Consider the following 7041-nt stretch of genomic DNA (forward strand, 5'->3'; position numbering starts at 1 on the left):
ATCTGAACTTCACAAGTTTGTCGTGTTACCTAAACGCTGGATTGTGGAACGAACTTTTGCTTGGTTGGAAAATTACCACAGACTGTGGAAGAACTGTGAACGAACACTTGAAAATAGCAGACAGAGTTGCTTATTGGCAAGTGTAGCGATTTTATTAAAAAGATTTTAAACAGGTTCTAAGGATTATGTAAGGAAATACATAGTAATGGATAGGGGATAGTGATAATCTAGTAAATAAAGCAATCTAGCAACTAGGGGAGGTTATAAATGATGTTGAAACATAAGAAAATTGTATATGCAGGTATAATAGGTGCAAGTCTGTTATCTTCATTTACGATACCAATGAGCACTTCGGCAGAGACTACTGCGGGTCCACAGTGTCATGCGACAGCACCATTGGATTTTAAATCAGAATGTAAATCAGAAGCAAAAGCATGGGGGAATGAACTATTTAACTTGTGGAATAAATTGACTCCACAAGTAGAAAAAGATGCGATACGGGGTTATACTGCGATGGATTATAGCAGGATTAACGGATATCTTCGTTCAGATTATTATGATATTCTAGATCAAGAAAAAATAGAGAAGAGTATTAAACTGATAGATCGAGCTTTTTCTAAAGCACCATTATATAATGATATTGTAGTTTACCGTCGTGTAGGTGCATCGGCATTTGGCTTATCAGAAAATGAATTAGTGAAACTGGATTTAAAAGAGGATGATATAGTTAATAGTACTTCAAAGATAAATATGGAAATATTTGAAGGCTTTAAAAATATGTTTCAAGGAAAATATAAAAAAGACCCAGCGTATATAAGTACGAGTATTGTTAAAGATCCAAAAGAGGGATTTAGTTACAGACCTATTTTGATGAAGATCCATGTTCCAAAAGGTGTGCCAGCTATATATGTAGACCCTTTAAGCCAGTTTTCTGGGGAAATGGAATTACTTTTACCAAGAAATAGAACTTATAAGGTTACAAATATATCACCGGTAATTGAAAAAAATAGAGAATATGTACAGGTAGATGTTGAGATTTTAGATATCAAATCTAATTATCGAAATAAACGTGCTGCCGACATCGTATATGAAGATAGGTTACCATCACTATCAAAATAGAATCATCTATTTGCAAAAATGAAATTGATTTATGAAAGAATATAAACTTGAAAAGCATCCCCATGGGTGCTTTTCATACGATTAGTCAACCAGTATTTTTAGGTTTTTACTGGAGTGAATATCAGAATAAACATGTACTTATTATCATGCATACCAAAGACCCCTAATATATACTCGTTTTTTACTAGGGGTGAGATATGATGAATGAAACTATGATATTAGGCCGTTAACCGATAATCATAGTGTATATCATGTGTAATAAGGTGAAAGAGAAGTTTCAAGAACTTATTTACACATGCAATGGACGCAACCTTATGACATTTGTTATAGGGTTGCGTTTTTAATTTATCGTAATACTCAACAATGTGATTTTGTCCGTAACGTCGTTGTTTAATCATGTTCTGGATGATGAGGAAAAGGGGCTTCCGCAAATGTTTATTTCCACGTTTGTTAATTTTATCTTTATAAAAGGTTTTACCTGATTGAAAACGGCGTATATCAATACCTGCAAATGCATTGAGTTGCTTGTTATTGTTAAAACGAGTAATATCTCCTATTTCAGCCATCAAGCGTACTGCAGTATTTGGGCCAATACCAGGAAGACTAAGAATGATACCGTATTCTGCACGTTGCTCGGCTATATATACCATCTTGTTAATACAGCATTCTTTTTGATAAAGAAGTTCTTGATAACGCCTTGCATATAATTTGAGTTGATTACACAGAACATCGTTCTGAGAAACAGCTGGATAGGAAGTTTTCGCTATTTCAATTATCTGAATCGCTTTTTTCTCCGCTGTAATATTTGATATTTTTTTATTGGTGTTGGCACGAATACGATTTTTTATAATTGTTTTTGAAAGACTTAAAACACAATCTGGGTGAGGGAATAGCTGAACAAAATTTAAAAGTAAATCAGATTTACTGGTAAACATTCTTTCCAATTCAGGAAAAGTTAATTGAATTACTTTGTGCATACGGCCACGAATTATCGATAATTCACTGTCCAATTCGCTATACCATCTAGAAAGAGATTTTAGCTGATGGAATGAGTTGATAGTTCCATTAGATACCCTTCGGGTAACTGTGAAGTGAGTGAGAGCTAATCGATGTGCGTCACTTCGGTCGGTCTTATGAATCCGTAAGGAATCACATTGTAGTTTGACTTCTAATGGGTTTAATAAACAATACGTATACTGTTTACCTTGCATAAATCGTTCTAGCTGCCTAGAATAGATACCTGTTGATTCGAACACAATTTCAGGTAATTCACCAGTTTTATCTGTAAGTTTATGAATTTTTTCTTGTAGCTTTTCGAATTCGGGTTTAGAATGCTTGATTTCATTTTCAAATACACATTGTTTCTGTGCATTATAAATTACCATGTAACTTTTACCCATACTGATGTCAAACGCAATTACGTGTTTCATAAAGTTCCTCCTTAGGTGAATTTGAAGTCTTCAACTTACACTTATCGATTCTCATTTCTTATACACGATCTCGAGGACCAACATACTAAAAACTGATTCAAATAAGGTAAGTGAAGAAGGTCAGTTTATTTTACGGATTCAAGATCCCAAAGCACCCACGACCCTTCCTTCACTTCTACTATATAAAAAAATAGTATTGCGAACCAATGCCTTGGTCTGCACTACTAATCTTAGTATGTTTATTATGCAGAAATTTTATATGAAAGAAGTATTGCAATATAAAATACTGTGACTTCAATGGATGCCATCACAAGATAAATAAAGGACGTTACTGCGAAGAGCATAAGCGTAACAAACCAAGGAAGAAAAAAGATAAGAGCCTGTCTAAAATCTTTGCTATAATATAGACAAAAAAGGATGTTTCCTATGATACAGAATGGTACAAGTAATATATCTCGTGAACAGTTTGAACTGATTCGTAAAGATTTAGAAAACGCACGTAAAAAAATGCGTCCTCGTACAGTCGATTTGTACGAAGCATTCTGCGGCGTACTGTACCTACTTACAACAGGATGCCAATGGCGCAACCTATCGAGTGATTTTCCACATTGGAAAACCGTGTATGCCTACTATCAAATTTGGCGGAAAGTAGACGAGAATGGCACAAGTCTTCTCGAAAAAGTGCATAAAAAAATTGGTCGAAACCTATCGTGAGCAAGATGGGCGTGAAAAGCAGACCAGTTTCTGCATCGTAGATGCACAAAGCGTGAAAAACACATGGATAGCTGGTGAAAAAGGCTATGATGCTGGAAAGAAAGTGTCAGGAATCAAACGACATATCGCTGTAGACACCAATGGGCTTATTCATGCTATAGAAGTCACAACTGCGAATATAACGGACCGAAAGGGCGCTATCCAAATGTGCAAACGCCATACTGAAACATTGGATAAAGTGACAAATATTCTTTGTGATGGTGGATACACTGGCCCATCATTTGCACAATCGATAAAAGAGGCGATTGATTGTTCGGTTGAAATCATCAAACGCACTGAACTTCACAAGTTGGCCTTGTTACCAAAATGCTGGATTGTGGAGCGAACTTTTGCTTGGTTGGAAAATTATCGAAGGCTGTGGAAGAACTGTGAACGAACACTTGAAAATAGTAGACAGAGTTGCTTATTGGCAGGGGTGGCGATTTTATTAAAAAGATTTTAGACAGGTTCTTAAACCCGAAATCCTGGGCAAATTGTGAAAACTTATTATTAATTGTTCCTGAAAAAGGTTCTGTTCGAGTCTCATCCATTACAGTTTTCATATTATCTGTAACAATCATCTTCAGTACGCCACCAAACGCTTCAAATGCCTCTGTCATAAATGACAATAATACACTTTGAGATTTTGAAATATTCAAATGAAAAAACCTAAATCGTGAATAAGATAACAGAAGTACAGCTACGTTTACAAATACAGTTTCACCATCTTTAGTTTCAAATTTTATACTTTCTTTCCAATCTAATTGTGTTTGTTCACCGGGAGGTGTTTCATAGCGAACCTTTCCTGGTGAGTTTGAAGCAATGCGTTTACCATCCTTAAAATATTTTTTGAATTCAGGTTTCTTATTGATATAGGCACGAAAATTAGACTGGGAACATTGCAAACCATGATTATCCGTTAGATACTGCCATAGAACCCGCATATAGTAGAAGGTTTGTTTAGATTCATCTGATAAAAGGTCTACAATTATTTCATAATAGGCATCGATTTTGAATGCTTTATTTTTTGTTCTCTTTGGTATAAAGCCATTCATATATTTATTGATGGTACGTCGATCAACATTCAATTCCCTCGCTAGTTGATTTTTATTTATTTTCATTTTTAAGTTCTCCATTAAATTTTTTAAATTAGATAAGTCTGTAAGACTCTTAATTTCAAATTCCGTTGGAATATCTAGTTTCTACACACTAACCATCTCAAGGTCAGTATGTAGAAACTTATTGAAAATGTACATGCTTATTCAAGTATTACTGCGTATATTTAAACTATCATTTATAAGCTATTCATTAAAATGTGAAAAGATGTGAACCACGTAACGAGATGATAAGAGCCTAACGACGGACCATTAACCTGAGTTAACCAATCCACGAATAACAGAGTGGATTGGTTAACTGTCGATAAACCTTATTTCTGAAGTTTATGTATACCATCAAAAAAAACATATTATGGGTGAACGAACTATTGACAAAGGTCACTTCATAACGGTGTCTACATGGGGAAAATAAAAAAAATATGAAGAAGAATTTAAACGTCAAAGTGTAAAACATGTTTTCCAAACGGGTAAAGCTGTAGCTCAAGTTGCCTGAGAATTAGGAATTTCAGTGAATACCCTGCACGGTTGGGGAAAGAAATATAAACAAGATCCCAAGGTGATACAGCACCGAACGTTTCGTTCTGAGGACAAAAAAACAAATGAAATGAAGCGACGTATTCGAGATTTCTTAAAAAAGGCGATGCACTTCTTTGCGAAAGACCATCGGTAAAATTTAAATTTATCCATCAATACCGCTTCACATACCGAGTGGAGAAGATGTGCTAAGTTCTACATGTATCCCGAAGCGGATATTACAAATGGAAACATCACACCAAAAGCCCCAGGCAAATACAGCGAGAACAAATAACCAAAGAAATCCACCGCATTTTTCTAGAATCGTGTTGTTTATATGGGAGTTTGAAAGTAACGTCTGTCTTAAGTCAAAAAGGAAAGCAAATTTCACAAAAAACAGTGGCCAGAATCATGAAAGAACAGAGATTACAATCATGAACTGTAAAAAAATATAAAGCTGCTACAAATTCCAAACATTCTTATCCGGTACAGGACAATGTGCTAAATCGTCAATTCAAGGTAAAAAAACCAAATCAAGTTTGGGTAGCCGATATTACCTATGTATCGACGAAAGAAGGATGGTTATATGTAGCAAGTCTGATGGACTTGTATTCTAGAAAAATTGTGGGTTGGCATGCTGATTGTACGATGACAAAAAATTAGTATTGAAGGCTTTACAACAAACTTATTTTCGTCAAAAACCGGAAGGTTCCGTCTTGTATCATTCTGATCGAGGAAGTCAATATGCTTCTCATGATTATCAAAAACAATTACAACAGTATGGAATGCAATGTAGCATGAGTAGAAAAGGGAATTGTTATGATAACGCTTGTATTGAATCATTCCACGGTGTCTTGAAAAAAGAACGTATTTACCAGCAACAATACGCAACACGTGTCCAAGCACAGCAAGATATCTGGGAATACATTGAAATTTTCTATAATCGTAAAAGAATTCATTCAGCGAATGGTTATTTATCTCCGACAGAAAAAGAACGTACGTACGGTTTGAAGGCTGCATAATTAAATTTATCTGTGTCTATTTTATGGACTTAATATCACTTTTTGTTATTCTGTTTAAAAGTACAATATCAAAATTGTTACATATCATAGAAGTGAAGAAAGCAAGTGTGCTGCACATTATATGTACCCTTTATTCTACATATAAACCAATTGCGGCAACAATCGCTTCAGAAGCGTATTCCCATTTTCCATCTGCTAGGGCTCCTAATTGTTGGCCAATTTGTGATAAAAGATCTGGCGTAATGGGAACACCAAAATATTGAGCAATAATTGCACCGATAGGTGCAGTTATTTTCGTCCAGCCCCCACGATCAATTTTAATTTCTAAATTTTTGATTTCTCCATTTTCTTTTACAAATCGATAATAAACTTGATCATCTAGACGATAACTCAAATGATGCGAAATTTGGCCATTCACGACAGTTTGATTGTCCTTTTTAGAAATATAAGCTGGCTTTACATTGAATTCATGGTCAAATACTTTTAATTTTTTTATTTCAGGACCTAACAAAGCTGCTTGTACCGCTTTATCTAGATTGTTCATAGGAATAGCATCTAGACTTTGCGTTTGTTCAATAAAGTTCGATGAAAATACATGGACTGCTTGTACTTGTTGCGGAGTTGTTTCTTTTTCCGCAGCATATACGAATGTAGATGAGCTGGTTACTAACATTGCTGCTAAAGCTGTTGCACTTATGATTTTATACTGTTTCATACGTATAGTCCTCCCTTTCCCTCTCGCTCGCGAAATGTATCAAATCGTGGCATATATAAGGATTTGATACATCATATCATGACAGAAAGTAAAATAAAAGTGAAAATTCAGAAATTTTAACCTTTTATAAAAAAAAGCATATTCTTTCGCTTAGTTTACTAGATATTAAATCAAATCGATTTGTATGTACCATGTCTGTAAAAAAGAGCTTATGGTCTATAACAAAGAGAAAATAAACAGTTTTATTTGTCATCTTATAGAGGAGCTGTATATTGGTGATACGCAGTTCCTTGATATTGTCTAAATTGATTATAAAAATCTAATTTTCTTTCTTGTACCCATCTTCCTGGCAAAACTTCCTTTTGCTTCATATA

5 protein-coding genes and 3 pseudogenes are annotated in these 7041 nt (G+C 34.7%); 5 read left to right on the forward strand and 3 right to left on the reverse strand.

The window, feature by feature from the left end:
• Together ACQRBL_RS29900 and ACQRBL_RS29905 are read left to right on the forward strand one after the other, a co-directional pair.
• The coding region (locus ACQRBL_RS29900) for a transposase (protein ID WP_427736190.1) at window positions 1–169 on the forward strand (169 nt) is incomplete at its 5' end.
• Window positions 170–267: 98 nt separating this feature from the next.
• Entirely contained in the window at window positions 268–1119 is an 852-nt protein-coding gene (locus ACQRBL_RS29905; protein WP_411996683.1) for an ADP-ribosyltransferase, read from the forward strand.
• A gap of 218 nt (window positions 1120–1337) precedes the next feature.
• Here ACQRBL_RS29905 and ACQRBL_RS29910 read toward each other — a convergent pair whose 3' ends face one another.
• A complete protein-coding gene (locus ACQRBL_RS29910) occupies window positions 1338–2549 on the reverse strand; it encodes an IS110 family transposase (RefSeq protein ID WP_411996682.1) in 1212 nt (403 codons plus the stop codon).
• A 278-nt stretch (window positions 2550–2827) separates the two neighbouring features.
• On the opposite strand from ACQRBL_RS29910, the pseudogene ACQRBL_RS29915 reads away from it, so the two are divergent.
• Window positions 2828–2926, forward strand: a pseudogene (locus ACQRBL_RS29915) (HNH endonuclease); the annotation flags it as partial.
• Window positions 2927–2975: 49 nt separating this feature from the next.
• Window positions 2976–3765, forward strand: a protein-coding gene (locus tag ACQRBL_RS29920) for an IS5 family transposase (protein ID WP_372584505.1) whose coding sequence is annotated in 2 segments (ribosomal slippage) — window positions 2976–3260 and window positions 3262–3765 — 789 coding nt in all. Because the reading frame shifts where the segments join, the coding sequence is not laid out codon by codon here.
• A gap of 7 nt (window positions 3766–3772) precedes the next feature.
• Here the strand turns inward: ACQRBL_RS29920 and istA are convergent.
• Window positions 3773–4495 (reverse strand): annotated as a pseudogene (istA, locus tag ACQRBL_RS29925) (IS21 family transposase); the annotation flags it as partial.
• A 334-nt stretch (window positions 4496–4829) separates the two neighbouring features.
• Here istA and ACQRBL_RS29930 point away from each other — a divergent pair.
• A pseudogene (locus ACQRBL_RS29930) lies at window positions 4830–5952 on the forward strand (IS3 family transposase); the annotation flags it as partial.
• 130 nt (window positions 5953–6082) lie between these two features.
• On the opposite strand, the gene ACQRBL_RS29935 reads toward ACQRBL_RS29930, so the two are convergent.
• Entirely contained in the window at window positions 6083–6667 is a 585-nt protein-coding gene (locus ACQRBL_RS29935; protein ID WP_206768782.1) for a methyltransferase, read from the reverse strand.
• Window positions 6668–7041 lie beyond the last annotated feature (374 nt).

It is taken from the genome of Bacillus sp. AF62, assembly GCF_050312695.1.
Taxonomy (GTDB): domain Bacteria; phylum Bacillota; class Bacilli; order Bacillales; family Bacillaceae_G; genus Bacillus_A; species Bacillus_A cereus.

Excerpts from the sequence above, each read along its gene's own strand:
- ACQRBL_RS29905 (WP_411996683.1), top strand. The coding sequence starts at position 268 with ATGATGTTGAAACATAAGAAAATTGTATATGCAGGTATAATAGGTGCA.
- ACQRBL_RS29910 (WP_411996682.1), bottom strand. The coding sequence starts at position 2,549 with ATGAAACACGTAATTGCGTTTGACATCAGTATGGGTAAAAGTTACATG.
- ACQRBL_RS29935 (WP_206768782.1), bottom strand. The coding sequence starts at position 6,667 with ATGAAACAGTATAAAATCATAAGTGCAACAGCTTTAGCAGCAATGTTA.